26 protein-coding genes are annotated in these 24,989 nt (G+C 71.7%); 12 read left to right on the plus strand and 14 right to left on the minus strand.

Going from position 1 to position 24,989, the window contains the following annotated elements; genetic code table 11:
- The first annotated feature begins 57 nt into the window (after positions 1-57).
- Complete coding sequence (gene tnpA, locus AB0M95_RS17130) at positions 58-474, plus strand: IS200/IS605 family transposase (RefSeq protein WP_363765042.1); 417 nt, start codon at positions 58-60, stop codon at positions 472-474.
- A gap of 228 nt (positions 475-702) precedes the next feature.
- The gene (locus AB0M95_RS17135) at positions 703-1,479 is read left to right on the plus strand and encodes a MerR family transcriptional regulator (RefSeq protein WP_363765045.1); all 777 of its coding nucleotides are present in this window, start codon (positions 703-705) and stop codon (positions 1,477-1,479) included.
- 123 nt (positions 1,480-1,602) lie between these two features.
- Here AB0M95_RS17135 and AB0M95_RS17140 read toward each other — a convergent pair whose 3' ends face one another.
- Positions 1,603-2,526 (minus strand): 1,4-dihydroxy-2-naphthoyl-CoA synthase, encoded by a 924-nt coding sequence (locus AB0M95_RS17140; protein ID WP_363765186.1) that lies wholly within the window; start codon positions 2,524-2,526, stop codon positions 1,603-1,605.
- Positions 2,527-3,021: 495 nt separating this feature from the next.
- Between AB0M95_RS17140 and AB0M95_RS17145 the strand changes: the two genes are divergently transcribed.
- From AB0M95_RS17145 to AB0M95_RS17160, 4 genes are all read left to right on the plus strand, one after another.
- On the plus strand, positions 3,022-3,960 hold the full coding sequence (locus AB0M95_RS17145) for an NAD-dependent epimerase/dehydratase family protein (RefSeq protein WP_363765048.1): 939 nt from the start codon (positions 3,022-3,024) through the stop codon (positions 3,958-3,960).
- Positions 3,961-4,100: 140 nt separating this feature from the next.
- Positions 4,101-5,075 carry a hypothetical protein gene (locus tag AB0M95_RS17150; RefSeq protein ID WP_363765051.1) on the plus strand — a complete coding sequence of 325 codons (975 nt, stop codon included), beginning with the start codon at positions 4,101-4,103 and terminating at the stop codon, positions 5,073-5,075.
- Between the two features lie 255 nt (positions 5,076-5,330).
- Entirely contained in the window at positions 5,331-5,801 is a 471-nt protein-coding gene (locus AB0M95_RS17155) for a MarR family transcriptional regulator (protein ID WP_363765054.1), read from the plus strand.
- Positions 5,802-5,856: 55 nt separating this feature from the next.
- Entirely contained in the window at positions 5,857-7,440 is a 1,584-nt protein-coding gene (locus AB0M95_RS17160; RefSeq protein WP_363765057.1) for an alkaline phosphatase D family protein, read from the plus strand.
- A 24-nt stretch (positions 7,441-7,464) separates the two neighbouring features.
- Here AB0M95_RS17160 and rocD read toward each other — a convergent pair whose 3' ends face one another.
- The 5 genes from rocD to AB0M95_RS17185 all read right to left on the minus strand — a co-directional run bounded on the left by rocD (position 7,465) and on the right by AB0M95_RS17185 (position 12,475).
- Positions 7,465-8,721, minus strand: coding sequence for an ornithine--oxo-acid transaminase (gene rocD / locus AB0M95_RS17165; protein WP_363765060.1), 1,257 nt, complete (start codon positions 8,719-8,721; stop codon positions 7,465-7,467).
- The gene (gene ddaH / locus AB0M95_RS17170) at positions 8,718-9,518 is read right to left on the minus strand and encodes a dimethylargininase (RefSeq protein WP_363765062.1); all 801 of its coding nucleotides are present in this window, start codon (positions 9,516-9,518) and stop codon (positions 8,718-8,720) included. The genes rocD and ddaH overlap by 4 nt, the downstream gene beginning before the upstream one ends.
- A 153-nt stretch (positions 9,519-9,671) precedes the next feature.
- Entirely contained in the window at positions 9,672-10,133 is a 462-nt protein-coding gene (locus AB0M95_RS17175) for an Lrp/AsnC family transcriptional regulator (RefSeq protein ID WP_363765065.1), read from the minus strand.
- Positions 10,134-10,184: 51 nt separating this feature from the next.
- A complete protein-coding gene (locus AB0M95_RS17180) occupies positions 10,185-10,901 on the minus strand; it encodes a DUF5941 domain-containing protein (protein WP_363765068.1) in 717 nt (238 codons plus the stop codon).
- The gene (locus AB0M95_RS17185; RefSeq protein WP_363765071.1) at positions 10,898-12,475 is read right to left on the minus strand and encodes a CDP-alcohol phosphatidyltransferase family protein; all 1,578 of its coding nucleotides are present in this window, start codon (positions 12,473-12,475) and stop codon (positions 10,898-10,900) included. The genes AB0M95_RS17180 and AB0M95_RS17185 overlap by 4 nt, the downstream gene beginning before the upstream one ends.
- Before the next feature lie 268 nt (positions 12,476-12,743).
- Between AB0M95_RS17185 and recO the strand changes: the two genes are divergently transcribed.
- Together recO and AB0M95_RS17195 are read left to right on the plus strand one after the other, a co-directional pair.
- Positions 12,744-13,472, plus strand: a complete 729-nt coding sequence (gene recO, locus AB0M95_RS17190; protein WP_358517806.1) for a DNA repair protein RecO — start codon at positions 12,744-12,746, stop codon at positions 13,470-13,472.
- A gap of 50 nt (positions 13,473-13,522) precedes the next feature.
- The gene (locus AB0M95_RS17195) at positions 13,523-14,296 is read left to right on the plus strand and encodes an isoprenyl transferase (RefSeq protein WP_363765075.1); all 774 of its coding nucleotides are present in this window, start codon (positions 13,523-13,525) and stop codon (positions 14,294-14,296) included.
- Here the strand turns inward: AB0M95_RS17195 and AB0M95_RS17200 are convergent, their stop codons facing one another.
- From AB0M95_RS17200 to AB0M95_RS17225, 6 genes are all read right to left on the minus strand, one after another.
- Positions 14,297-14,845, minus strand: coding sequence for a CGNR zinc finger domain-containing protein (locus AB0M95_RS17200; RefSeq protein WP_358517810.1), 549 nt, complete (start codon positions 14,843-14,845; stop codon positions 14,297-14,299).
- A gap of 148 nt (positions 14,846-14,993) precedes the next feature.
- A complete protein-coding gene (locus AB0M95_RS17205) occupies positions 14,994-15,383 on the minus strand; it encodes a transcriptional repressor (protein WP_358517811.1) in 390 nt (129 codons plus the stop codon).
- 32 nt (positions 15,384-15,415) lie between these two features.
- The gene (locus AB0M95_RS17210; protein WP_358517813.1) at positions 15,416-16,249 is read right to left on the minus strand and encodes a metal ABC transporter permease; all 834 of its coding nucleotides are present in this window, start codon (positions 16,247-16,249) and stop codon (positions 15,416-15,418) included.
- On the minus strand, positions 16,246-16,956 hold the full coding sequence (locus tag AB0M95_RS17215; protein WP_363765189.1) for a metal ABC transporter ATP-binding protein: 711 nt from the start codon (positions 16,954-16,956) through the stop codon (positions 16,246-16,248). The genes AB0M95_RS17210 and AB0M95_RS17215 overlap by 4 nt, the downstream gene beginning before the upstream one ends.
- A 92-nt stretch (positions 16,957-17,048) precedes the next feature.
- On the minus strand, positions 17,049-18,008 hold the full coding sequence (locus AB0M95_RS17220) for a metal ABC transporter substrate-binding protein (RefSeq protein ID WP_363765078.1): 960 nt from the start codon (positions 18,006-18,008) through the stop codon (positions 17,049-17,051).
- A gap of 71 nt (positions 18,009-18,079) precedes the next feature.
- A complete protein-coding gene (locus AB0M95_RS17225; protein ID WP_363765081.1) occupies positions 18,080-18,538 on the minus strand; it encodes a DUF6703 family protein in 459 nt (152 codons plus the stop codon).
- 52 nt (positions 18,539-18,590) lie between these two features.
- On the opposite strand from AB0M95_RS17225, the gene AB0M95_RS17230 reads away from it, so the two are divergent.
- Both AB0M95_RS17230 and AB0M95_RS17235 read left to right on the plus strand, forming a co-directional pair.
- The gene (locus AB0M95_RS17230) at positions 18,591-18,884 is read left to right on the plus strand and encodes an antibiotic biosynthesis monooxygenase (RefSeq protein ID WP_358517819.1); all 294 of its coding nucleotides are present in this window, start codon (positions 18,591-18,593) and stop codon (positions 18,882-18,884) included.
- Between the two features lie 418 nt (positions 18,885-19,302).
- Positions 19,303-20,691 carry a glycine--tRNA ligase gene (locus tag AB0M95_RS17235; RefSeq protein WP_363765084.1) on the plus strand — a complete coding sequence of 463 codons (1,389 nt, stop codon included), beginning with the start codon at positions 19,303-19,305 and terminating at the stop codon, positions 20,689-20,691.
- Between the two features lie 85 nt (positions 20,692-20,776).
- On the opposite strand, the gene AB0M95_RS17240 is transcribed toward AB0M95_RS17235, so the two are convergent.
- Complete coding sequence (locus AB0M95_RS17240; protein WP_358517823.1) at positions 20,777-20,926, minus strand: hypothetical protein; 150 nt, start codon at positions 20,924-20,926, stop codon at positions 20,777-20,779.
- Between the two features lie 348 nt (positions 20,927-21,274).
- Between AB0M95_RS17240 and AB0M95_RS17245 the strand changes: the two genes are divergently transcribed.
- Positions 21,275-21,853, plus strand: coding sequence for a DUF6461 domain-containing protein (locus AB0M95_RS17245; protein WP_358517824.1), 579 nt, complete (start codon positions 21,275-21,277; stop codon positions 21,851-21,853).
- 15 nt (positions 21,854-21,868) lie between these two features.
- Here AB0M95_RS17245 and AB0M95_RS17250 read toward each other — a convergent pair whose 3' ends face one another.
- Positions 21,869-23,989, minus strand: coding sequence for an N-acetylmuramoyl-L-alanine amidase (locus AB0M95_RS17250; protein ID WP_363765088.1), 2,121 nt, complete (start codon positions 23,987-23,989; stop codon positions 21,869-21,871).
- Positions 23,990-24,274: 285 nt separating this feature from the next.
- On the opposite strand from AB0M95_RS17250, the gene AB0M95_RS17255 reads away from it, so the two are divergent.
- Complete coding sequence (locus tag AB0M95_RS17255; RefSeq protein WP_363765091.1) at positions 24,275-24,985, plus strand: sulfotransferase family protein; 711 nt, start codon at positions 24,275-24,277, stop codon at positions 24,983-24,985.
- Positions 24,986-24,989 lie beyond the last annotated feature (4 nt).

The raw sequence follows: 24,989 nt of genomic DNA on the forward strand, positions 1-24,989 counted from the left end.
CCTTGCCTCACCTGTCGCTCACATCTCAACGGACTCGAACACATTAGCATCTGGTCTATGACCCAGGATGCCGAATATCGGCGCGGTAGACATGTGGTTTCCGCGCTGCATGCCCATCTGGTCTTCGTGACCAAATGTCGCAGGAATGTCTTCGATGACCAGATGCTGCGCCGCTGCGAAGAGATCATGATCGAGGTGTGCGACGGCTTCGAGGCCGAGCTACGCGAGTTCAACGGCGAAGACGATCACGTCCACCTGCTGGTCCACTACCCGCCCAAAGTCGCCATCAGCAAACTGGTCAACTCATTGAAGGGCGTGTCGTCGCACTACCTGCGCAAGGAGTTCACCGGCCGGGTCGACCGCGCCATCATGCACGGCCAATTCTGGTCCCCCAGCTACTTCGCCGCCTCCTGTGGCGGAGCTCCACCGACCATCATCAAGGCCTACATCGAACAGCAACGCCGCCCAGCCTGACGTTCTGGGTCTGCGCTTCGCGCTCCGGGATGTCCCGCCTGACGGCGGGACATCCCCTGACAGGGACCGCATTCATCCCCGGCCTGAACGCCGAGGCTTTCTGCGGACCTTCGGTAAGTCAGCCTTGGGGCAGGGCAAGCGTGCGTGCGTGCGTGGGTCGTCGTCCCGTCCGTGACCAGCGTTTGCGTCACCGACCCGGATCGGCCACGATGAGCGGAGGGGGGCGCGATGGCCTGGAGTACGCAGCAGCTTGCCGATCTTGCGGGTACGACCGTCAAGTCGATCCGCTACTACCACCGGATCGGCCTCCTCGACGAACCTCAGCGGGCGGATAACGGCTACAAGCAGTACCGGACCGTCCATCTGGTTCGTCTGCTCCAGATCCGGCGGCTCAACGACCTCGGCGCGTCGCTCGCCCGGATCGGCGAGCTGTACGACGACGACACCGACCCGGGTGCGGCGATCCGCGATCTCGACGCCGAGCTGGAGGCGACGATCGCGCGGCTGGTCAGCATCCGCGCGGAGCTCGCGACCATCCGCGAGCACGACGCGCCGCTCCACTCGCCGGCCGGGTTCGGCCGCATCGCCGGTCGGCTGTCCGACAGCGACCAGACGCTGCTGCTGGTCCTCTCACGGCTGCTCGACGACCAGGCGCTCGACGACCTCCGTGCCGTGGCGGAGGACCAGACTCCGATCGACGAGGAGTTCGACGCGCTTCCCCCCGACGCCGACGACGACGCGATCAGGGATCTTGCCGCGCGCATGGCGCCAGAGATCCTGCGGCAGCAGGACCGCTTCCCGTGGCTCGCGATTCCGGGGACTGTCTCGCCTCGTGGGGAGGAGTTCTTGGACGACACGATGGCGCGCGTACTGGGCGAGATCTACAGCGTGGCGCAGTTGCGGGTGTTCGTCGAGGTCGTGGCGCGGATCGAGCACCTGCGGGCCGCGCGCGAGGCGGCCGGCTCGACGCGCGTAGAGGACCACAGGACGGCGCCAGTGCCCTGACCAAGAACGTTCACGGTGTTGGATGACGCGCGTCCGGCCTGTCGGATGGGCGGCGTCGTGGCGTTCAGGCTGGGGCGGCGGCAGATCCGGTACGTGTGCGGCGGCTCAGTGCGGAAGGGCGGCTCAGTAGTAGTACGGGTACTGCTCCCAGTTCGGCGGGCGCTTCTGCAGGAACGCGTCCCTGCCCTCGACCGCCTCGTCCGTCATGTACGCCAGGCGGGTCGCCTCGCCGGCGAACACCTGCTGGCCGGCCAGCCCGTCGTCGACCAGGTTGAAGGCGAACTTGAGCATCCGCTGCGCCTGCGGCGACTTGCCGATGATCTTCCAGCCCCACTCGAGGGCGGTCGCCTCCAGTTCGGCGTGCGGGACGACGCGGTTGACCGCGCCCATCGCGTGCATCTCGGCCGCCGTGTAGTCCTCGCCGAGGAAGAAGATCTCGCGCGCGAACTTCTGGCCGACCATGCGGGCGAGGTAGGCGGAGCCGTATCCGGCGTCGAACGAGCCGACGTCGGCGTCCGTCTGCTTGAAGCGGGCGTGCTCGGCCGAGGCCAGCGTCAGGTCGCACACGACGTGCAGTGAGTGCCCGCCGCCCGCGGCCCACCCGGGTACGACGGCGATCACGACCTTCGGCATGGTGCGGATCAGCCGCTGCACCTCCAGGATGTGCAGCCGGCCGGCCCGCGCCGGGTCGATGGTGTCGGAGGTCTCGCCGCTCGCGTACTGGTAGCCGGACCGCCCGCGGATGCGCTGGTCGCCGCCGGAGCAGAACGCCCAGCCGCCGTCCTTGGGGGAGGGGCCGTTGCCGGTGATCAGCACGCAGCCGACGTCGGAGCTCATTCGCGCGTGGTCGAGCGCCCGGTACAGCTCGTCGACGGTGTGCGGCCGGAAGGCGTTGCGGACCTCCGGCCGGTCGAAGGCGATGCGCACGACCCGCTTGCCGGAGCGGGCCTCCGTCGACCGGTGGTACGTGATATCGGTGAAGCCGAAGCCCTTCACCTCGCTCCAGGCGGCGGAGTCGAACAGCTCGGAAACATTGACGTCGGACACATTGGCAGAATAGTCATTTCTGATCTGGCCGACGTGCCGGGGCGCCATGATCGACCGGTACCTGACCGCCTCCCTGTTCCTGCCCTCGCCGCGGCGGGAGGAGATCGACGCCATGCGGGTGAACGTCGACCGCCCGTCCGCGAACGGATGGCCCCCGGCAGCCTTCTGGTCGTCTCCCACGGCACCGGGACGGGGTGGCCTTTCGCGGGCCCGCCGGCGGGGGGACTCGGGTCCGCCGGCTCCTGGTACGGGGGTCGGGAGCCGGCGGCGTCGAGTGATCCGCGCCTGAGCTGCCGGCGCTCATTCCCCTGGCGGTGCGCCTGGACGTGCCCCGCAGGCTTGACGGAAACCGAGAGCACTGCTCTTGACGATCGGAGCTCCATTGAGAGAGCATTGCTCTCGAAAGAGAGCGTGCGTCGGCAGGGGTGTGGCGCTCGTTCGTGGACGGCGGGATCGTCGCATCAGGGCTGACACGCGGTACCGAAGGACATGATCATGGGAAAGCACGTCATCGTCGGAGCCGGGCAGATCGGTTCACAACTGGCCGAGCTGCTCGCCGGCAAGGGCCACGAGGTCGTGGTCGTCACCCGCTCCGGGTCGGGCCCGGCCGTGCCCCGGGTGTCGCGCGTCAAGGCGGACGCCAGGGACGCCGCCCGCCTCACCCGCGTCGCCGCCGGCGCCGACGCGCTGTACAACTGCGCGAACCCCCCTTACCACCGCTGGCCGCAGGATTGGCCCCCCATCGCGAACGCGCTGCTCGCGGCGGCCGAGGCGAGCGGCGCGGTCCTCGCCATCATGGGCAACCTCTACGGGTACGGCCCCGTGGACCGCCCGATGACCGAGGACCTGCCACTGGCGTCGGCCGGTACCAAGGGCCGCGTCCGGGCCCGCATGTGGGCCGACGCGCTCGCCGCGCACAAGGCGGGACGCCTGCGCGCCACCGAGCTGCGGGGGTCGGACTTCTTCGGCCCGGGAATGACCGACCAGTCCATCTTCGGTGACCGCTTCCTCGCGCCGGTCCTGGCGGGCAGGACGGCCCGTATCCCGGCCGATCCCGACCAGCCGCACAGCCTGACGTACCTGCCGGACGTGGCGCGGGCCCTGGCGACCGCCGCCACGGACGAGCGCGCGTGGGGCCGCCCGTGGCACGTCCCCACGAGCCCGGCGCTGACGATCCGGCAGATGGCCGAGCGCGTGGCCGCCCTCGGCGGCGCGCCGTCCCCCCGGGTCGCCGCGGTGCCGCACTGGATGATGCGCGCGGCCGGGCTCTTCTCGCCGCTGCTGCGCGAGCTGGAGGAGACCCGCTACCAGTTCGTCCGCCCGTTCGTGGTCGACTCGTCGGCGTTCGAGACGACGTTCGGCGTCCCGCCGACGCCGATGGACGAGGCGCTGAAGGAGACGATCGCCTGGTGGCGTGACGCGAAGGCCGCCTGACCATACCGAAGGCTGCGGAACGGGCGCGGCCCCGGCCCGTTCGGTGGGATCATGCTCGGCTGGATGCCCGGCACGCGCGGCGAACTATATGGGCGATCCCGGCGTCCAATTCTGAGCACGCACCAACGGACGGAGATCCTGTGAAACTTCGCGCACCGGCCACCGCGCTCCTCGCGGCCGCGCTCGTCCCCGCCTTAGTGCTTCCGGCGGCCGCGACCACCTCGGCGAGCGGCGCCGCCGCGACCGCGCGAGGCGCCGCCGCCTCCGCGGGGGACGCCGCCACGTCCACTCGGGGAACCGCCCCGGCGCCGCTCACCGGCGCGGCCGTCTACTACGCCTACAACCGCGGCCTGCGCATCGACCGCTACCAGCCGGGCAAGGGCTTCGCCCGCATGGGCGTCCCGTTGGACAACTTCCAGTTCTCCGCCTCCCCGGACGGCAAGAAGGTCGCCTGGATCACGATGCGCGGCGAGCTGAAGGTGGGCTGGGGGAGCAAGGTGACGACCGTCGCCAAGGGCGTCCAGGCCGGGGGCCCGTGCGGCACAGCGACGTGGTCGCCCGACTCCCGGCGGGTCGCGTACGTGGGGGCGAGCAACGATGACCGGGCGCCGGTGTCGATCGTCAACCTCGATGGCACCGGGAGGCGCGCGGCGGGCAAGACCGTCGGCGTCTGCCACCTGGCCTGGTCGGGGGACGGGCGCTACCTCGCGGGGTACGCGGGCACGGCCGACGCCGTCTACAAGCTGGACGTCAAGACCGGTAAGTCGGTCAAGGTGAAGGGCATCTCCTTCGTGACCCACGTGCAGAGCCTGTCACCCGACGGGCGCAACGTCATCGTTCACGTGGTCCCCAGGGGCGAGCCGACGGGGGACGGCACCTGGCCGAGCCTGTTCACGCCGACCATCGTCGACACGGTGACGGGGAAGAAGGTGGCGATCCCGGTCAAGGGGCGGCTCGCCGGGGCGTTCTACCTCGCGGACGGGCGCCTGGTCGTCCGCGTCGCCGGCGCCGCGCACAACAGCCTGGTCGTGCTCGACGCCGCCGGCCGCAAGCTCCAGACCCTCGCCGAGCCCGCCAAGGCGAAGGAGTACGGCCTGCTGCAGATCATCCCCTGACGCGGGAGGCCGTCCACCGAGCAGCCGGGCCGGCGCGGCGGCGACGAGCCGCGCCGGCCAGGTTCCGTGGACGGTCACGGCCGCCGGACGGCTGTGAGCTCGCGCGCGCCGGGGCCAGGGTCCGGCCCGCTCTACCGCCACCGCCGACGCCCGCCCCGGCCGAGCCCTCGGCTGAGCGGTGTGGCGGCGCGGGGACGCTCCGGCCGGTGGGGAGAGTATCCTCCTCGGGCATCCGCGGAGGAAGGGAGTTCGGCGATGACGGCGGCACCTGGCGTCCCGCCCCGGCGGGAGGCGCCGCCGGGGACGGGGCTCGGCTCCTCGCTCGCCTATCTGCTGACCCGCGCCGAGCGGGGCGTCAACCGCGGGCTCGCGGCGGCGCTCGCCGCCGAGGACGTCTCGGTCGAGCAGTGGCGCATCCTCCAGGCGCTGGCGGACGGCCGCGGGCATTCGATGGGCGACCTGGCCGAGGCCGCGCTCATGCCCCACCCCACGCTGACCAAGGCGGTGGACCGGCTCGTGGACCGCGCGGTGGTGTATCGCGGACACGATCCCACAGATCGCCGCAAAGTAGCGGTTTTCCTCGCAAGTCGAGGCAGTGAGCTTCTGGGCCGCCTGGAGGCGGGCATCGCCGAGCACCATCGGGCGATCCTCGCCACCTACGGCGTGGCCCGTACGGAGGAGCTGATGCGCGAGCTGGAGGGCCTGGTCGAGACTTTGGAAGGCTGACCCGGGGCGAGTTCGTGCGTATGGTTCATATCGCTTGCTCTTGAGGGGAGGCCACGTGCCCGATCTGCTGGTGGGCCCGTTGCTGAGGTACGCCGACGAGGCCGGGGCGTCGGTATGGGTGGAGACGAGCGAGCCCTGCGAGGTCACGGTCGAGGCCGGAGGGGTTCGCGCGGCCGAGCGCACGTTCACCGTCCACGGCCACCACTACGCCATCGTCGACGTCGAGGTGGCCGGGCCGTACACCGTCGAGCTGGACGGCCGGGGAGTGTGGCCGCTCGACGGCTTCCCGCCGAGCCGCATCCGCCCGGTCGAGAAGCTCGGGCGGGTCGTGTTCGGCTCCTGCCGCACCAGCGTCCCCCATGACGAGGAGCACACCAGGACGCACGGCGTCGACGTCCTGCGCGCCTACGGCCGCCGCCTGATGCGGGGCGAGGAACCGCCGAGCCTCATGCTGTTCCTCGGCGACCAGGTCTACGCCGACGAGCCGTCCCAGGAGATGCTCGGCTTCATCCGCTCCCGCCGGCAGGACGGCCCCGACGAGATCGTGGGCTTCCAGGAGTACGCCGAGCTGTACCGCCAGGCGTGGACCGACCCGGTCGTGCGCTGGGTGCTGTCGACCGTCCCGACCGCGATGATCTTCGACGACCACGACGTGCGCGACGACTGGAACACCTCCGAGACCTGGCGCCGGCAGATGGCCGGGGTGCCGTGGTGGCCGGCCCGGGTCGTCTCGGCGCTCGGCGCGTACTGGGTGTACCAGCACCTGGGCAACCTCTCGCCGTCCGAGCGCGAGGCCGACCCCGTCTACGCGGCGATCCGCGCGGGCGGCGACGCCGACGGCGGCGCGATCCTCGACGCGTTCGCCGAGCGGGCCGACCAGGACCCCTCCTCCGCGCGGTGGAGCTACTCCCGCGACATCGGCGGGACGCGCCTGGTCATGCTGGACACCCGCAGCGCCAGGAAGCTGGACCGCGGCGACCGCCGCATGCTGGACGAGGACGAGTGGTCCTGGTTCGCCGAGCGGGCCACCGGCGGCGTCGACCACCTGCTCATCGGCTCCTCGGTGCCGGTCTTCCTGCCGAGCGGCATCTTCGACGTCGAGAGCTGGAACGAGGCCGTCGCCGACGGCGCGTGGGGACGCCGGGCGTCGCGGGTGGCCGAGAAGATCCGCCAGGCGCTCGACCTCGAACACTGGGGCGCGTTCCGCAAGTCCTTCGACGCGTTCGGCCGCGTCCTGGTCGACATCGCCGCCGGACGCCGGGGACGGGCGCCCGCGACGATCGTCCTGATGTCGGGGGACGTGCACTACTCCTACCTCGCCGCGGCCCGGCCGGTCTCCGCCGGCCTCGGCTCCGCGCGCATCTACCAGGCCGTGTGCTCGCCGATCCGCAACCCCCTGAGCCGCACGCTGCGCCTGGCCAACGTGATCGGCTCGTTCGGGGTGGCGAGCCTGGCCGGCGTCCTGCTGGCCCGCACGGCCGGGCTTCCCCGCCGCGAGTTCCGGTGGAAGATCACGGGCGGCCCGTGGTTCCCCAACGCCCTCGCGTCCCTGGAACTGGACGGCCGCTCGGCCGCCGTCCGCTGGCACACCGCCCGCCCCGACTTCGAAGAGCTGACCCGCGTCCCCCTGACCTCCTGAGGACGCGCGGCCGGTGACGCCCGGTTACCGGTCGCGCCCGGTGGCGTGCGCCAGTTCGTCCAGGGCCTCGGCCAGGCGGTCGACGGCCCAGTTCAGGTCCTCCTCCGACACCACCAGCGGCGGCGCGAGGCGGATCGTCGAACCGTGGGTGTCCTTGGCGAGCACGCCGCGGCGCATCAGCGCCTCGCACACCTGGCGGCCGGTGCCGAGCCTCGGGTCGATGTCCACGCCCGCCCACAGGCCGCGCCCGCGGACCGCGACGACGCCGTGGCCGCCCTCGCCCGCCGGGCCGATCAGCGCGCGGAGCCGCTCGTGCAGGACGGCGCCCAGCTCGCGGGCCCTGGCCTGGAACTCGCCGGTTCCGAGCAGCCGGACGACCGTCTCGCCCACGGCGCAGGCCAGCGGGTTGCCGCCGAACGTCGAGCCGTGCTGGCCCGGCTTGATGACGCCGAGGACGTCCTCGTCCGCCGCCACCGCCGAGACCGGGACGACGCCGCCGCCGAGCGCCTTGCCCAGGACGTACATGTCCGGGACGACGCCTTCGTGGTCGCAGGCGAAGGTGTCGCCGGTGCGGCCGAGGCCCGACTGGATCTCGTCGGCGACGAACAGCACGTTGTTCTCGTCGCAGATCTGCCTGACCTGCGCGAGGTAACCCGCCGGGGGCACCAGCACGCCGGCCTCGCCCTGGATCGGCTCCAGCAGCACGGCGACGGTGTTCGCGTCGATCGCCTCCCGGATCGCCTCGGCGGAGCCGTACTTGACGATCCTGAAGCCGGGCGTCGCCGGGCCGAAGCCGTTGCGGGCGTCCGGATCGGTGGAGAAGCCCACGATCGTGGTGGTACGGCCGTGGAAGTTGTCCTCCATGACGATGATGTTCGCCTGGTCCGGCGCGACGCCCTTGACCTCGTAGCCCCACTTGCGGGCCACCTTGATCGCGGTCTCGACGGCCTCAGCGCCGGTGTTCATCGGCAGGATCATGTCCTTGCCGCACAACTCCGCCAGTCCCTGGCAGAACGCCGCGAACCGGTCGTGGAAGAACGCCCGGCTGGTGAGCGTCAGCCGCTGGAGCTGGTCCTGGGCCGCCTGGAGGATCGCGGGGTTGCCGTGGCCGAAGTTCAGCGACGAGTAACCCGCCAGGCAGTCGAGGTACCGGCGCCCCTCGACGTCGGTGACCCACGCGCCGCGCGCCTCGCGCACGACGACGGGCAGCGGGTGGTAGTTGTGCGCGCTGTGGCGCTCGCTGAGCCCGATCAGCTTCTCGGTGGTGGGTGAACTGCTCATACGCGGATCTCCAGGGTGCAGCACTTCGGCCCGCCGCCGGCCTTGCGCAGCTCGCTCAGGTCGACGGGGATGACGTTCAGGCCCCGGCGCTTCAGTTCCAGCGACAGGTCGGCCGCCTCGGCGTTGATCACGACGCTGCGGCCGTCGCTGACCGCGTTCAGGCCGAGCACGGCGGCGTCCCCGGCGGAGGCGAGCACCGCGTCGGGGAACATGCGCCGCAGCACCTCCTGGCTGCCGCGCGAGAAGGCGCCGGGGTAGTAGGCGACGTTCGAGCCGTCGATCGGGAACAGCGCGGTGTCAAGGTGATAGTAACGCGGGTCCACGAGCTGGAGCGTCACGACCGGGACGCCGAGGAACTCCTGGGCCTCCTTGTGCGCGGTGATCGCGGTGCGGAAGCCGGTGCCCGCGAGGATCACGTCGTCCAGCGTGAGGAAGTCGCCTTCGCCCTCGTTGGTCTGCGTCGGCTCCATGACGGTGCCGTAGCCGTGCTCCTGGAACCAGCGCAGGTAGGCGGGTCCTTCGGGGCCACGCTCGACGCTCGCGAAGCGCGCGCCGTACACCCGGCCGCCGACGACCAGGGCGCCGTTGGCGGCGAAGACCATGTCCGGCAGGCCCGGGATCGGATCGATCAGGCTGACGGTGTGACCCAGTTCCTCATAGGCGCCCTTGAGCCGCTCCCACTGCTGGACGGCGGTCGCCGCGTCGGCGCCCGCGTCCGGGTCCATCCAGGGGTTGATCGCGTACTCGACAGCGAAATGGTCGGGACGGCACATGAGGTAATGCCGGGTGTGGGCCATCTATCACTCCGTCGGAAAACGGCTGGTCGGGGATGAGATCAGCCTAGAAACGGGTAGTGGTCCCGGCCAGGCGCGGAGCTTGCGCGCCAACGCGGATCGGTTGCGTCGTAAAGGGTGTTTGCGGTGATTCGTTGCGTTGGTCCCCGCTGGGGTTTACGGGGCGATGCCGCTGCGGGCGCTCGGCGTGTCGATGAGCCGCGACAACACGATCGCGCTCTTGGTGCGCACGACGAACGGCTCGGCGGCCACCCGCTCGATCACCTGCTCGACGTGCCGGACGTCGGTGGCGCGGATGTGCAGCAGCGCATCGGCCTCGCCGGTGATCGTGCAGGCCGAGATGACCTCGGGGTGGCGCGCGACCGCCGTGCCGATCTCGGCGGGGGAGGTCTTCCCCCGGCAGAACAGCTCGACGTACGCCTCGGTGGTCCAGCCGAGCGCCGAGGGATCGACCCGGGCGGTGAAGCCGGTGATCGCGCCCGTGCTCAGCAGCCGGTCGACGCGGCGCTTCACCGCCGGGGCCGACAGGCCGATCCGCTGCCCGATCTCGGCGTACGTTGAACGGGCGTCCTCGACGAGGGCGCCGATGATCGCCCGATCAAGCGCATCCAGCTCCACGGGCACCTGTATACAGCGCGTTCGGCCGTGACACACAGTCAGGGGTCACGGCTAGGCCTTGTCGGCCTCGCCGGTGGCCTGTTCCATGGCCTCTTCGGGGGAGGCCTCCAGGTCGTCGGAGGCCTGGGCGGGGGAGGCCTGCTTGTCCAGGCGGACCCAGCTCGTGATGCTCTCGACGGCGAACAGGACGCCGAGGTAGACGCACATCACGGCGACCACCCAGTCCAGCACGCCGAGCGCCGCGCCCGCGCCGAGCAGCAGCAGGCGGACCTCCCAGCCGAGGCCCGCCTGGAACACCCAGGGCGCGGGCCAGATGCTCTGCCGCGTGCGGTACACCGTGTCGTAGGTGTGGTAGCCGACCACGTAGATCAGCACGAACAGCAGCCACTTGGGCGTGTCCGCGGCCAGGCCGAGCAGGATGATCGTCAGGAACTCGGTGCCGCGGATCAGCGGCGGGACCAGCCAGTCGAACCGGCCGAGGTGGTCGCGCGGCGCGGTCGGGACGACCAGGACGACCATCGCGAGCACGGGCAGCAGCACGGCCGGGCCGGAGCCGTCCCCGAGGACGCCGGTCACGCCGGCGGCCACGACGGCGAGCAGCGAGGCGAGCGCGGCCGGCACCGGGGGCAGGCCCGGGCCCATGCGGTCGCGCAGCACCGCGACGAGCGGGCCGTCGTCCCGGTAGGCGAGCAGGCGGGCCGTCTGGACGCGGCGGCGTTCCTCGTCCGGGTCGGCGACGGCGGGGGCGGCCTGCGGTTGGGTGATCATGCGAGCGACCTCATGAGACGTCCGGTCAGGGTGTAGGCGGCGGCGACGCCGCCCCAGATCACGAGCGTCAGGAACGTGACCCGGGGCTCGAACACGGCCGCGGTGATCGCGATGGCGGCGAACCGCTCGCCGATCGGGAAGACGATCATCTTGCGCGCCCAGTGGACGGCGCGGAACCGCCCGGCGCGCGTCCAGAGCTTGAGCAGGCCGCGCACGCCGCCGGTGCGGGTGGCGCGCCGCTTCTCCAGCGCGTCGCGCAGCGGCCGGTCGTCGGCGACGGTCAGCGCCAGTGTCGGCAGCGGGACGGGCGGCCTGCGCCGGTTGGCCACGCCGAACGAGAAGTCCAGCAGGTGGCGCACCGACTGCACCGACAGCGCGACCAGCGCCAGCGTCCACACGTCGCCCTGGCCCGCCACGATCGAGCCGACGGCGAGGCCCGCGAACACGACGTACTCCTTGGCGCGGTCGAACGTCGCGTCCAGCCACGCGCCGAGCACGCCGAATTTGCGGGCGTAACGGGCGAGCTGGCCGTCCACGCAGTCGAACACGAACGCGAAGTAGATCAGCAGGCCGCCGGCGACCGCCCCCGCGCGCGTGCCGGTGGCGAAGGCCGCCGCCGACAGGACGCCGAGCGCGATGGAGATCAGCGTCACCTGGTTGGGGGTGAGGCCGCGCCGGGCCGCCCAGCGGGCGATGAAGCGCGAGTAGGTGCTCACGAAGTACGTGGTGAAGAAGCCGTCGGCGCCCTTGACCGCGTTGTTGAGCCGCGCGCGGTCCTCGTCGTAGCCCGCCATGGCGGCCACGGCGGCGTCGGCCTCGGCCTGCGAGGCGGTGCGGGCGAAGAACAGGTCTCTGCGGCCGCGGATGCCGACCGACACGCCCCTGCGGACCAGCCCGAGCACCAGGAGCTGGACGAGGTCGTCCTCCGGGCCGAACAGGTGGGCCATGCCGGCGAGCTCGCGGGCCGCCTCGGCGAGGGTGGCGGCGTGGCGCGCCTGGACGTGCAGCGGGCCGAGCAGGATCGCGTTCGGCCGGGTGACCGCGTGGTAGGCCGAGCCGACCGACACCACTCGCGTGCGGCTCACCCGCGCCCGGACCGCCAGGCCCTCCAGGACGCGGTCGCCGATCTCGGGCTGGGCGTCCTCGATGGGGACGTCATCCTGGATCGGCTCGCCGTTCTCGTCCTCCTCGCGCGCCTCCCGGGCGACCAGGGCGAGCGCGCCGCGCTTGGCCTTGGTGATCTGGTAGATCAGCTCGTCGTGGATCACCGCGCCCGAGGGGATCAGGAACAGGTTGTCGTCCGCGCGCTCGGCGGCGTCGGCCAGGGCGCGCAGGTCACCGGCGAGATCGGCGGACTCCACGACCTGCCCTGGACGCCGCCGGTGGTCCTCGGCGTCGCCGGGCCGGGCGATGGCGAGCGGCTCGGAGTCCACGGCGGCGACCTGGCCGTACAGCCGGTCGAGGACGCTGGGGGAGCCGGAAAGCGACGTCAGCGCCAGGCGGGCGGGCGGGACGTACGGCTCGGGGGAACCGATCGGGCCGGGCGAGGAGCCCAGCAGGACCACGCGGGTCATGTCACCCTTTCAGGCAGTGGGCGGGGAGCGGCGGCGGACGTAAAAGGGCGTCGCCAGGGGGAAAAGTTTAGTGACTGTTCGCCTGGAGGATGCCATCCAGGGTTGACCCGAGATCGATTCGTCGCTTGGCGGGGTCAGATCACGTTTAACCCATAGTTAGGTCTTTTACGAAGTTTGTCCACATTCTTAGATTCGCCGGGTCGTCATCCCGGGCGCCGGACGCCGGTGAGGTCGCATCGCGGTCCCCACACGTCTCTAGACTGAGCGGGTGAACCTCTACCGCGACGAGGGCATCGTGCTGCGCACCCAGAAGCTGGGCGAGGCCGACCGCATCGTCACGGTCCTGACCAAGCGCATGGGCAAGGTCCGCGGGGTCGCCAAGGGCGTCCGGCGCACCATGTCCCGGTTCGGCGCGCGACTGGAGCCCTTCACCCACGTCGACGTCCAGTTTCACACCGGGCGCTCCCTCGACGTGGTCACGCAGGTCGAGACGCTCAGGCCGTACGGCGAGGCGCTGGTCTCCGACTACCCGCGCTACACCGCGGGCACCGCCATGCTGGAGACCGCCGACCGGCTGGTCATGGGCGAGAAGGAACCCGCGCTGCGGCAGTTCCTGCTGCTGGTCGGCGGGCTGCGCACCCTCGCTGACGGCGGCCACGAGGCCAGGCTCGTCCTCGACGCCTACTTCCTGCGCTCCCTGGCCGTCGCCGGGTACGCCCCGGCGCTCGACTCCTGCGCCCGCTGCTCGACCCCCGCGATCAGGGCCTTCGCCATCCCCGCCGGCGGCGTGGTCTGCGGCGGGTGCCGTCCGCCCGGCGCCGCCGTCCCCGCCGCCGAGACGATCGGCCTCATGATCGCGCTCACGCGCGGAGACTGGGCGTCCGCCGATGCCTCCGAGCAGCGCCATCGCGCCGAATGCAGCGGCCTGGTCGCGGCTTACCTGCAATGGCACCTCGAACACGGAATACGCTCGCTACGACACGTCGAGCGCGTCTGAGACCGCCTGGTCGTCGGCGGCACTCCCGACACCTACAGGAGAAGCAGATCGTGAACGTCCGCCCGCCCTCCCCTCACCCCTCAGGAGCCGTGCCCCCGAACATCCCGCGCGACCTGATCCCCCGCCACGTCGCCATCGTCATGGACGGCAACGGGCGCTGGGCCAAGTCCCGGGGGCTGCCGCGCACGGAAGGGCACCGGGCTGGGGAGGCGTCGCTGTTCGACGTGATCGAGGGGGCCATCGAGCTCGGCATCCCCAACCTGTCCGCCTACGCCTTCTCCACCGAGAACTGGCGGCGCTCGCCCGACGAGGTGCGGTTCCTCATGGGCTTCAACCGCGACGTGATCCGCAGGCGCAGGGACGAGCTGAACGCCATGGGCGTGCGGGTGCGCTGGGCCGGGCGGCCGGGGCGCCTGTGGAAGAGCGTCATCGGCGAGCTCGAGGAGGCCGAGCGGATGACGCGGAACAACAGCACGCTGACCCTGCAGTTCTGCGTGAACTACGGCGGCAGGGCCGAGATCGTCGACGCCGCCGTCCGCCTCGCCGAGGACATCGCCGCCGGGCGCGTCAAGGCGTCCAAGGTCACCGAGCGCACCTTCGCCCGCTACCTGGACGAGCCGGAGATCCCCGACGTCGACCTCTTCGTGCGCTCCTCGGGCGAGCAGCGCACGTCCAACTTCCTGCTCTGGCAGTCCGCGTACGCCGAGATGGTCTTCCTCAACCAGCTCTGGCCCGACTTCGACCGCCGCGACCTGTGGCAGGCCTGCGAGATCTACGCCAAGCGCGACAGAAGGTACGGCGGCGCCGTCCCGAACCCGGTGTGATCAGGCGCGCCTGCGGGCCCGGTACGCGGCGACGTGCATGCGGTTGCCGCAGGTGCGGCTGTCGCAGTAGACGCGGGAGCGGTTGCGGGACTCGTCCATGAACACCTTGTCGCAGTCCGGGGCGGCGCAGGTGCGCAGGCGCTCCCACTCGCCCTCGACGAGCAGGTGGGCCAGCGCGACCCCGAAGTCGGCCGCCAGGTGATCGGCCACCGAGGACCCCGGCGCGAAGTAGTGGACGTGCAGCGGGAAGCCGTCGTGCTCGGTGAGGTGGGCGGTGATCGGCGTGCGGTCCAGCAGGACGTTCAGCCGCTCGACGGCCACGGCGGCGTCGGGCGCGGCGAACAGCTCGTGGAAGGTGGCCCGCAGGGCGCGCACCTGCGCGAGGTCGGCCGCCCCGACGCTCTCGATGCCGCTCACCCGGTGACGCCGCAGATAGGCCTCCAGCTCGGCGATGTCGGTGAGCCAGTCGGGGCCGCCGGTCTCGGGCGCGGAGTTGATGAGGTCGGCGACGGCCGCGAGCGAGAGCAGCATGTCATGGCTCAACGGCATGTGCTTCCCCTAGGACGGGCGCGGACAGGCACGGACGGGGCGCGGACGGGCCGCGCGCGGGGCTGGGCCGCTTGCGAGGCACGGCCGGGCCGCCCTCCGGATTCCCCTTCCCGGAAGGGTATCCCGTCGTCCCGCCCCCGGGAGGCGATCAGCCCGCCGAGGCGATCGACGCGCAGGACCCGCAGGTGCCGAAGACCTCGACGGTGTGCGTGATCGCTGTGAAGCCGTGCTCGGCGCCCACGGCCTCCGCCCACCGCTCGACGGCGGGCCCGGCGACCTCCACCGTGCGCCCGCAGCGGCGGCAGACCAGGTGATGGTGGTGGGTGCCGGTGGCGCAGGCCCGGTAGACCGACTCGCCGTCGTCGGTGCGCAGCACGTCGACCTGGCCCGCGTCGGCCAGCGACTGCAGCGCGCGGTACACGGTGGTGAGGCCGATCTTCGCCCCGTCTGCGCGCAACTCGGCGTAGATGTCCTGCGCGCTGCGGAAACCCTCGCTCCGGACGAGGATCTCGCGTACGGCTTCACGACGGCTCGTCAAAGGCTGGGCTCCTTCGCACGGCGTGGGCGTGGTCACGGGCCGGCCTCCCGAGCGCGGCCCCGCCGTACGAATCTACCCACGCCCAGGGCGAGGACGAACCCGCCGAGCGCCAGAAGGACGATCGCCGCCCCCGGCGCCACGCCCGCGTAGAACGCGGACGTGAGCCCGCCGACCGTCGCCGCCACGCCGAGGCCCATCGCGAGCAGCATGGTGGTCACGAAGCCGCGGGTGACCTGCTGGCTGGTCGCCACCGGCACCACCATCAGGGCACTGACGAGCAGCAGCCCGACCACCCGCATGGCGATCACGACGGTCAGCGCGGCGGTCACGGCGATGAGCAGGCTGAGGAAGCGCACCGGCAGTCCGTTGACCCGCGCGACCTCCTCGTCCTGGCACAGCACGAACAGCTCGCGGCCGAAGACCGCCACCACGCCGAGCACGAACAGGGCCAGCACGGCGATCACCCACACGTCCTGGGCGCTCACGCTGCTGATCGAGCCGAACAGGTAGGAGGTCAGCGTGGAGTTGCTGCCGCCGGGGGCGAGGCCGATGAGCAGCACGCCGCCCGCGATGCCGCCGTAGAACAGCAGCGCCAGCGCGACGTCGCCCGTCGTACGGCCCCGCGCGCGGACCAGCTCGATCGCGACGGCCCCGACGACCGCCACCACGACGGCGGTGAGCACAGGGGCGGTGCCGGTGAGGAAGCCGAGGGCCACACCGGTGAGGGCGACGTGGCCGATGCCGTCGCCGAGCAGGGCCAGGCGCCGCTGGACGATGAACGTGCCGACGGCGGGCGCGGACAGGCCGACGAGCAGCGCGGCGATCAGCGCCCGCCACATGAAGTCGTACTGGAGCATCTCGATCATCGCGCGGACCCCGGCGACCCCTCGTAGGCGTGGGGGTGCTGGTGGCAGTCGGGCGGGGGCGCGCCGTCCTGGGCGACCAGCCCGTCGCGCAGGACCACCGCGCGGGTGATCAGCGGCGCCATCGGGCCGAGCTCGTGCGCCACCAGCAGCACCGTCTTGCCCTGCTCTACCAGCGTGGCGAGGGTGGCCGCCAGGTGACGCTGGCTCTCGGCGTCGACGCCCGCCGTCGGCTCGTCCATGACGAACGTGTCCGGGTCGCCGGCGAGGGCGCGGGCGATCAGCACCCGCTGCTGCTGGCCGCCCGACAGCCACCCGACGGGATCGCCCGCGCGGGAGGTGAGGCCCACCGCGTCCAGGGCCCGCGCGACGGCGGCGCGGTCGGCGGACCCGGCGCGGCGCAGGCGGCTCTGGCGGGCGACCCGCCCGGACGCGACGACCTCACGGACGGTCGCGGGCACGCCCCCGCCGACCGAGAGGCGCTGCGGGACGTAGCCGATGCGCCACCAGTCGCGGAACCGGGCCGGCGGCACGCCGTACAGCTCGGTGGAGCCGCCCGAGAGCGGGGCCAGGCCGAGCAGGGCGCGGATCAGCGTGGACTTGCCGGAGCCGTTGGCCCCGAGCACGGCGACGACCTCGCCGGTGGTCACGCGCAGGTCGATGCCCCGCAGCACGGGACGGCCGTCTAGCGCGACCCGGCCCTGGGCCATGGCGAACGCGGCCGAGGTGGCCGCCTGCCGCGGCGCCACGCCGGTGGCCTGCGCTGATCGGGCCTGCGTTGATCGGGCCTGTGCTGATCGGGTCATGGGCATCCAAGTGCGGTGCGGAGCGCGGAGAGGTTGGCGCGCGCGGCGGACAGGTAGTCACCCCCGGAGGGACGGCTCTCGATCGGGTCGAGGACCGCGACCTTCGCCCCGACCTCGCCGGCGAGGACCTCGGCGACCTTGGGGCTGACGAGCTCTTCGGTGAAGATGGTAGTCACCCCTTCCCGGCGGGCGGTCCCGGCCACCTCGGCGAGCCGGGCGGGGGAGGGCTCGGCGTCCGGGTCGATGCCGCTGATGCCGACCTGCTTGAGCTTGTAGCGGTCCGCGAGGTAGCCGAAGGCGGTGTGGCTGGTCACCAGGGTGCGGTTCCTGCACCCGGCTAGGGACCGCTGGAACTCGGCGTCCAGCGCGGCAAGGTCACCGGCCGCCGCGGTGGCCCGTGAGGCGTACGCCGCGGCGTGGGCGCCGTCGGCCCGGCCGAGCCGCTCGCCGAGCTTGGTCACGGCGGTGGCGAGGCGCGCCGGGTCGAGCCAGACGTGCGGGTCGTAGTCGTGCCGCTCCCCGGACTCCTCGGCGCGCTGCCCGGCGGTGGCCGAGATCGTGGTGATCACGGAGGCGACGTCGAACGCCTTGTCCGCGGCGTGCTCCTGGACGGCCTCGTCGACCGCGGGCTGGACCCCTTTGATGTAGACGACGAGGTCGGCGTTCTCGATGTCGGCGATCTGGCGCGGCGTCAGCTCAAGGTCGTGCGGCTCGACGCCGGGCTGGGTGAGCCCGGTGACCCGCGCGTCCGGCCCGCCGACCCGGGTGGAGATCCATTCCAGCGGATAGAACGCGGCGAGGACCGTGGGCCTGCCTCCCGACTCCTCCGCCGAGGCGGTCACGCCCCCGGAGCACGCCGCCGTGGCGAGGAGCGCGCCGGCGCCGGCGATCGCGGCGGCCCGGCGGAGGCGCGTGGGACGTTGGGGGCGGCGGTATTCGGACGAAAAGGGCGACACGTTCACGAGTATGCTTCAGAATGAAAACCGTTGTCAAAATCGCCTGTCGCACCCGAAAACCCCCGCGGGGGCTAAAAAATCAGTCCGAATCGTTCTGCGGCCAGCAGAACCAGGAAAGTCGCGAGCGCCACCCGCAGGAATCTGGCCCAAGGCCCCAGCGACGGCCAGGACATGTACGCGAGCCAGGCCACGAAGCCGAGCACCGGCAGCGCGGCGATCCCGCCCCGCCAGTCGGGCACGGCGAGGGCCACCAGCAGCAGCACGACGAGGACCACGGGGAGGATCCAGCGCGGCAGCCCGTACAGGTAGACCAGCGGGGCGGCGCTCTTCAACTCGACCGCGCGGCGCACGCCCGTGGCGCCCGGCGTGAGGAAGTGCTCGCCGCGCGGCAGGGGCCTCGGCGCCGGACGGCCCTGGCCGCCCTTCGCGCCGCCGGCCGGCCGGCGGGCGAGCGGGTGCGCCGGGACGGAGCGTCGCGGCGAGCCTGAGGAGGACGCCGAGGAGTCGGCGGGCTGGTGCTTGTCGGCCACGGTTCGAGCCTAACGGGGTCGGGCCCCGCCAGGGCACCCCATGGGTGCTGGCATGCTGAACGGCATGTTCGCGGTCATCAGGTACTCGGTCCCGCAGGCGCGCGCCGAGGAATTCGCGCTCAGCGCCAGTTCCATATTGGACGTCCTGGCCGCGCAGGCCGGCTATCGCGGCGGGCACATCGGCAGGTCGGTGGACGAGCCCAACCTGTGGGCGGTGGTCAGCGAGTGGGACGGCGCGGGCTTCTACCGGCGCGCCCTGTCGGCGGCGCGCATGCAGATGTACCCGACGATGAGCCTGATGATCAACGAGCCGAGCGCCTTCGAGATCCTGGTCAGCAACCCCTGACCTGCCCGGACCGCCTAAAAGGGCGCCCCGAACACGCCGAGCAGAGCGAGGCCATGGGCACTGTTCGGGGCGCGGCGGTGTTCTGGAGGAGGAGGGAGGAAGGGTGAGGAACGAGCCCTTCCGAGTGACGACGGAAGAACGCCGCCTAAAGTGTGCCCCGAACCGCCGTGCCGGAGGCGCGGCAATAGGCACCGGGCGCGGCGGTGTTCTGGAGCAGGAGGGAGGAAGGGTGAGGAACGAGCCCTTTCGAGTGACGACGGAAGAACATCGCCTCCGGGCGCCCCGGACCGCCGTGCCGGAGGCGCGGCCATGGGCACTGTCGCGTCCCGGATTCCCCTAAGCTTGGTGTGATCGAGCAGGTGACGCGCCCTGCGATCGTTCGACCCAACCCCGACCGCCAGCCGGATGGAGATTCTTGATGGCCCGCCGTACCGACATCATGGACACGATCGTCAGCCTCGCAAAACGCCGGGGCCTCGTGTACCCGTCGAGCGAGATCTACGGAGGCCTGCGCGCGTCCTGGGACTACGGCCCGCTCGGCGTCGAGCTCAAGAACAACGTCAAGCGCGAGTGGTGGAAGTCCATGGTCCAGGCCCGCGAGGACGTCGTGGGCCTCGACTCCTCGGTGATCCTCGCCCGTGAGGTGTGGGAGGCCAGCGGCCACGTCAAGGAGTTCGTCGACCCGCTGACCGAGTGCCAGTCCTGCCACAAGCGCTTCCGCGCCGACCACCTCGAAGAGGCCTACGCCGAGAAGCACGGCGGCAAGGCCCCCGAGAACGGCCTGGCCGACCTGACGTGCCCCAACTGCGGCACCAAGGGCGCCTTCACCACTCCGCGCATGTTCAACGGCCTGCTCAAGACCTACCTCGGCGCCGTCGAGGACGAATCGGGCCTGGCCTACCTGCGGCCCGAGACCGCGCAGGGCATCTTCATCAACTACCTCAACGTCCAGCAGTCCTCGCGCAAGAAGATCCCGTTCGGCATCGGCCAGATCGGCAAGTCGTTCCGCAACGAGATCACGCCGGGCAACTTCATCTTCCGCACCCGCGAGTTCGAGCAGATGGAGATGGAGTTCTTCGTCAAGCCCGGCTCGGACGAAGAGTGGCACCAGTACTGGATCGACGAGCGCTACCAGTGGTATCTCGGCCTCGGCATCAACAGTGACAACCTCCGGCTGTACGAGCACCCGAAGGACAAGCTGTCGCACTACTCCAAGCGCACCGTCGACATCGAGTACCGCTTCAACTTCACCGGCTCCGAGTGGGGCGAGCTCGAAGGCGTCGCCAACCGTACCGACTTCGACCTCAGCACCCACGCAGCGGCCTCCGGCACCGACCTGTCGTTCTTCGAGCAGGACTCCGGCGAGCGCTACGTGCCGTACGTCATCGAGCCGGCCGCGGGCGTCGACCGCTGCGCGCTCACCTTCATGATCGACGCGTACACGGTCGACGAGGCCCCCAACGCCAAGGGCGTCATGGAGCAGCGCACGGTCATGCGCCTTGACCACCGCCTCGCGCCGGTCAAGGCCGCCGTCCTGCCTCTGTCGCGCAACGCCGACCTCTCGCCGAAGGCCCGCGACCTCGCCGCCCAGCTTCGCCGCCGCTGGAACGTCGAGTTCGACGACGCCGGGGCCATCGGCCGCCGCTACCGCCGCCAGGACGAGATCGGCACGCCGTTCTGCATCACGGTCGACTTCGACACTCTCGAAGACCAGGCCGTGACGGTCCGCGAGCGCGACTCGATGGCCCAGAAGCGCATCGCCCTCGACCAGGTCGACTCCTACCTCCGCCAGCACCTCAACGACTGAGGGCGGCGATCGCCCGCGGGCGCCCGTGCCGGCACCAAGTGCCGCGGGCGCCCGCGCCGTTTCACCGACCGGCGCCGAGGCGCCCCTACGGGCAGGTGCGTCCGTCCGCGGCCGCCGTGCACTGGACACCCGGCTCGCGGTCCCCGAGGCCGTCGGCCAGGTCCGGTACGGCCGCTCCCAGAGACAGCACGGCCCACAGTACGAGCGCCGGCCGTCTGCCGCGCCGCATCCTCATGGCATCCCCCTCGGTCCCCTCAGCTGAAAGCTAGCGAGCCGGACCGTGGGGGAATATTTTCTCGAAAGTTGTGGAACGACTCCGTGATATCGCGCGATATCGTCGTCCGCATATCGAGGGATATGCCCGTTGTATCCCGCTTGGTAATGGCAGCGGGTTGCTGTTACTCAGATAGCCGAATGACTGATTTATCTACTTATGTGGTGAACTGACGCGCACGACACCGACATCGCGAAGTCACGGTGATTCCATGGGCTCTTCATGGCCCGGCCATCGGTGAGGTCGAAGATTATCGGTCGGCTCGGCCGATTCTCGGCCCGGCTCACTCCAGGACATCCGGGAGATCACGTGAGCGGTGTCACCTTGGACGAATACGACTGGTTCTCCACCAGCGACCTCGGCTTCTGCTTCACCTTCGTGCGCGGTCTCACGCCCGAGGAGGCCTTCCAGCGCATCGGCGTCGAGTTGCTGACCGACGAGAACGAGGACGACGAGGACGTCCTCGGGGGAGTGCTCCGCGCGGAGTCCGCCGACGGGGGCGCCCTGCTGATCGAGGAGAACGGGTACGCGGGCACGATGGACGAGCTGCTGCGGCCGCTGTCGGCGGGCACCGCCGTGGCCAGCGTCTTCCGCAACGGCGAGTTCGACCAGACCTTCGTGTACTACGAGGACGGCAGGGAGATCCTGGGCTTCGACCCCCAGTTCCCCGGCGACTCGCGCTCCGGCGCCGAGCCCGACCGGCACCTCGGGGACATGCGCGACCTCGGGCTGGTCGCCGAGGACGGCGAGGACGGGCCGGACGCGGGTGTCGAGGCGGCCCTGGCGCTGGCCGAGCGCCTCACCGGCGTCCGCGCCACGCCCGACGAGCTCGAGGGATCCGGCGGCCTGGGCCGCATCGGCCTGAAGGGCATCCTGCCCGACTACTGATCGCCGCCGGCCTGGTCACCCGGCCACTTCGTCGCGGGGCGCCTTCACCGCCGAGGGCAGCAGGTCGACGTCGTCGGCCATCACGTACGCCACGCGGTGCCCGAGCTGGATCTGGTAGTACACCGTGCGGCCCCTGACCACCCGGTGCGTGGCCGGGTCGAACGTCACCGCGTAGTAGTACTCCCCGCGCAGGGCCGCCCCCACCGAGTACCGCTGCCCCTCGGGGATCGTGTACTGCAGCGGCACGATCGCCTGCACCGGGACGTTCGGCGGGTAGGCCTCCGGCTCCGGGTACGCTCGGCCGTACACCGGCGCGGCGGACAGCCCTCGCCTCGGCGTCACCACCAGCCCGGACGCGTTCACCGCCGTCGGCCGGTCGTGCGGGTTGCGGAACCAGGCGAGCCGGCCGAGGTACCAGATGGCCGTCCAGGCGCCGCGCCGCCCCGCGAGGGCGAACTGCTGGCCGGTGGTCGCCCGTGCCCCGTGGTCGTACACGTCGTACGTTGACTCGCCCGGCTTGCGCCCGATGTCCCGTACCAGCGGCGCGTCCTGGTTCGGCTCGGTGTGCAGGCGCACCGACGCCGAGCCGTGCGGCGGGCAGTCCACGCCCGGTCGCTCGCAGCCGGTGTAGCGGGGGCGGTGGCGGGCGTAGTCGGTCCTGATCGTCACCAGCCCGCCGCGCGGGCCCGCCGTGGCACGGAAGGGGCGGCCCAGCAGCTCGAAGTAGTGGCCCCAGTTCCAGTACGGCCCCGGGTCCACGTGCATGCCCGCGACCGTCGCCGGCGTGGTGCCTGGTACGTTGTCGTGGCCGAGGATGTGCGCCCTGTCCAGCGGGATGTCGTACTTTTTCGCGAGATAGCGCACCAGCCGGGCGGAGCTGCGGTACATGGCCTCGGTGTACCAGGCGCCGGCCTTTGCCAGGAAACCCTCGTGCTCGATGCCGATCGACTTGGCGTTGACGTACCAGTTGCCGGCGTGCCAGGCGACGTCGCGGGCGCGGACGTGCTGCGCGACGTGCCCGTCGGCCGAGCGGATCGTGTAGTGCCAGCTCACGTACGCCGGGTCGGCCACCAGCCGCAGCGTCCGGTCGTAGGTCTCCTCGGTGTCGTGGACGACGATGTACTCGATCCTCTGGTTGCGCGGCCGGTCCGAGAGATCGTGGTTGCCGTACGAGCCGGGAGAGCCCGGAAGAAGCTGGTACGGCGCGGGGAGCCACTCGCACGGGAGCCGCTTCGGGTACTCGGTGTTCTTGGCCTCGGCCGCGCGCAACCCCAGGCGGTCCACTTGCTCCATACGCGGGGCGATCTCCGGCGAGGCGGGCAGCGAAACCTCGAAGCCGTCATCGGTGACCCGGCTCGCACCCTCCTTGATCACGGAGAACACCTCGTCGGCGAACCGGCGGGCGGTCAGGTCGTCCTCGGCGCCCGAGTAGCGCGCGACCGCGCCGTACCAGTCCGCGGGGTCGGCGCTCGCCGGGGCCCGCAGGTCCCGCTGGTACTCCGCGAGCAGGGCGGCGCCGCCGAGCACGTTGGCGGCCGGGTCCTGGGTCAGCCGCGCCACGGGGATCCCGGTGAGCCGGGCGGCCTCCTCGGCGGTCCACGACCGCGGGTCCTGCTCGGGGGCCGGCTCGGTGGACGGGCGCGGCGGCCCGGACGGGCGGGCGTCGTCGCCGCGCGGATCTTCGGCGCCGCCGCCGTGGTGGGAGACGGTTCCCGAGAGGGCCGTGCGGGCGTCGGTGAGGTGCATCGGCCCGTACCCGGCGGTGACGCTGGGCAGGCCCTGGTTGGCGTCCCAGCGGGACTCCAGGTAGGAGACGCCCAGCAGGACGGCCACCGGCACGCCGTACGTCTCGGCCGCCGTCGCGAAGGACTCCTGCCGGGAGGACGGCCCCGGCGGCGCGCCGGGCGTGGCCACGGCGGGCACGTTCTCGGCGGGCGTGGCGTCGGCCGGTACGGCCTCGGTGGGCACGGCCTCGGCCTGCGTGGATTCGGCCTGCGTGGACTCGGCGCGCGCCGGCGCGACGGCGACGGGCGTCAGGACGAGCGTGACGAGCGTGATCGCGGCCACGAAGCCCGCCGCCGACCCCGCCAGACCCGACCGGACCGGCCTTCCGCACCTCAAGGACCCCTTCGACACGACGGCCAGAGTACGAGATCTTGCGGTCGAATCACATTCTTGTCATTCGGCGTGTCAAGGAGTATCGGAGGTGCCCCCCGGTTGTCCGGCGGCCGGAACGGGCATGTCAGGCTGGTAGAAGGCCGATCGCGCCGCCCGCCGATCGCCGCCGGAGGCCGAGGCGGGCTTCCCGCACGCGGGGCGGTCGCCCTCCGCCCGCCAGGACGCGGGTCCGGTCAAGTCAGGGGTGATCATCGCCTCCGGACCACCGCCCCTGCCTTCGGCAGCTCCGCACGGGGAGGGCACATGCTGGAAGTCATCGGAGCCGGCATGGGAAGAACCGGTACGTACTCGCTCAAGACAGCCCTGGAGCGACTGGGCCACGGTCCCTGCCACCACATGGCGTCGCTCGACGGCGACCTCGCCCGCATCGCCGCGTGGGACGCGGCCGCGCGCGGCGCGCCGACGGCCTGGGAGGACCTGCTGGGCGGATACCGCGCCACCGTCGACTGGCCATCCTGCTACTTCTGGAAGGACCTGGTGGCCGCCCATCCCGAGGCGCGCGTCATCCTCACCGTGCGCGAGCCGCACCGGTGGTACGCGAGCGTCCACGAGACGATCTACAGGTCCAGCCACCGCCAGCCGGGATGGGCGGGCCTCGCCATGCGGCTGGAGGACACGGCCAGCACCGCGCTCCGCCACCGCCGCCGGCTGTGCGAGCGGGTGATCTGGGAGGGCACGTTCGGCGGCCGCTTCGACGACGAGGCGTACGCCGTCGACGTGTTCGACCGACACGTCGCCGAGGTGATGGCGCAGGTCCCGGCCGAGCGCCTGCTGGTCTACAGCGTCCGCCAGGGCTGGGGCCCGCTCTGCGACTTCCTCGGCGACCCGGTGCCCGGCGAGCCCTTCCCCCGCCTCAACGACACCGCGTCCTTCAAGCGCATGGCCACGCGCCGCCGCCACCGCGTGCTGACTCTGCGTCCGACCCATGCCGACGACCACACGGCCGTCCGGTGACGGT

Origin of the sequence: Sphaerisporangium sp. NPDC051017, from assembly GCF_040683095.1 — a bacterium.
Taxonomy (GTDB): domain Bacteria; phylum Actinomycetota; class Actinomycetes; order Streptosporangiales; family Streptosporangiaceae; genus Sphaerisporangium.